Origin of the sequence: Kitasatospora saccharophila (assembly GCF_039529925.1) — a bacterium.
Classification (GTDB): domain Bacteria; phylum Actinomycetota; class Actinomycetes; order Streptomycetales; family Streptomycetaceae; genus Kitasatospora; species Kitasatospora saccharophila.
Window position 1 is genome coordinate 1 of the sequence record NZ_BAAANS010000144.1, and the last position, 1,959, is coordinate 1,959.

Consider the following 1,959-nt stretch of genomic DNA (forward strand, 5'->3'; position numbering starts at 1 on the left):
ACTAGTGCCGCATCAGGCAACGTTTGCCCCGTTGTGACGTGTCGCCCGATTGCTGTGCTGGGCGGCACCGGACCGTCAGAATGATCACGTGGCTGAACGAGTGCAGGTCCGTGAGATCGATGACGACGAGGGCAGGCGGCTGCTGCGGGTCGTCCGCCGGGGCACCGGGTCGGTGGTGACCTGGCGCCGGGCGCAGATGGTGCTGCTGTCCGCCCAGCACATGCCCGTGGCGAAGATCGCCGAGGTCACGTTCACCAGCGCGGACCGGGTCCGCGACGTGATCCACAACTTCAACGCGGATGGCTTCGACTCGCTCTACCCGAAATACCGGGGCGGACGTCCCAGGACGTTCACGTTGCCAGAGCGCCGGGAGATCAAGAAGATCGCCAAGTCCAAGCCGGCCGAGCACGGCCTGCCTTTCTCGGCCTGGAGCCTGGCCAAGCTGGCCGACTTCCTGGTCGCCGAGGGGGTGGTCGACGACATCAGCCATGAGGGACTGCGCATCCTGCTCCGCGAGGAGGGCGTCTCCTTTCAACGCGTGAAGACCTGGAAGACCTCCCGCGACCCCGACTACGCCACGAAGAAGGCCCGGGTCGAGCACCTCTACGCGATCGCCGACGGCGAGGTCATACCCGAGGATGGCGAACCCGAAGTCGTTTTCTGCCTGGACGAGTTCGGGCCGCTCAACCTCCAGCCCCACCCCGGCCGGCAGTGGGCCGAACGCGGCGGCAGACACAAGGACCCCGACCGCGATCCCCGGCCCCGGCGGCGGGCGACCTACACCCGACCGCACGGCGTCCGGCACCTGTTCGCTGCCTACGACCTGGCCAAGGACCAGCTCTACGGGCACATCAAGAAGACCAAGAACCGCTCGAAGTTCCTGGAGTTCTGCCGCTACCTGCGCTCGCTGCACCCGTCGGACGTTCGGATCGCGATCGTCTGTGACAACTACTCGCCGCACCTGACGACGAAGCGGTGCCAGCGGGTCGGTACATGGGCGGCGGCGAACAACGTGGAGATCGCCTACACCCCGACCAACAGCTCCTGGCTCAACCGGATCGAGGCCCAGTTCACCGCTTTGCGCTACTTCGCCCTCGACGGCACCGACCATCCCAGCCACAAGGCCCAGGGCAGCATGATCCGCCGCTACATCATCTGGCGGAACAAGCACGCCGCTGACCAGCGCCTACGCGAAGTGGTTACCAGGGCGAACGTCGCTTGACGCAGCGCCAAGGCCGCATAGTGACGCCGCTGCCTGTCAGCTACTGTGTGCTGCCGTCATCGAGTCCGGCGATGATTCTGACGTCCGCTTTAGACATGTCCAGGATCCCGGCGATCAAGCGGACCTGCGCCAAAGTCGGATTATCCCCGTGGCGAAGCATGTGGATGGTGGACATCGATAGTCCGGCGGCCCTGGCCATGTCTCTGACCGGAATCCCGCGCAGGTCCATCAGCCCGGCGAGCATCCGTCCGAACGGGTGCGGCTCCGACTGGCCAGCAGGGGCAATGGCTGGGCCGATGACGATGTCGCCGATCTTGGCCTGGAAGCGGATCAGCCGGTCGCCCGTGAACCCGACCTTCGCGACGAACGGCAGGCTCTCGCCGGTGCCGGAGGCGACCGTTCCCGGGATCGACACCTCGGTGAACCTCACGGCGGGATCGCAGAGGTGATCCCCGGTCTCTGCGGGAAGCCCTGGCTGGACGCGGTTGACTTTCCAGTCGCGGTTCCACCACGGAAGGTCCTGCAGCACCTCGTTGAAGAAGGGCAGCAGGACGGTCATGTCCACCGGGTCCGGAGGATGCTTCTGGCCTACCCATATGACACCGGGCCAGTACCTCAGTGCCGCGATCACGTCCGCCGTCAGCGCGCGGTTGGCAACCTCCACGGCCACACTCTCCCCCCAGTCGACGGAGCAGTCTCCCATGGCGAGGCAAACGTTGTCTGATGCAGCACTAGGC

At 66.0% G+C, this 1,959-nt stretch carries 2 protein-coding genes; one reads left to right on the forward strand and one right to left on the reverse strand.

All coding sequences use genetic code 11. The annotated features are described in order from the left end of the window. The first annotated feature begins 88 nt into the window (after positions 1-88). Positions 89-1,222 carry an IS630 family transposase gene (locus ABD345_RS39830; RefSeq protein WP_344559710.1) on the forward strand — a complete coding sequence of 378 codons (1,134 nt, stop codon included), beginning with the start codon at positions 89-91 and terminating at the stop codon, positions 1,220-1,222. Positions 1,223-1,262: 40 nt separating this feature from the next. Here ABD345_RS39830 and ABD345_RS39835 read toward each other — a convergent pair. Beyond that, positions 1,263-1,959 (reverse strand): helix-turn-helix domain-containing protein (locus ABD345_RS39835; RefSeq protein ID WP_344559712.1); only part of this gene is annotated, 697 nt, incomplete at its 5' end.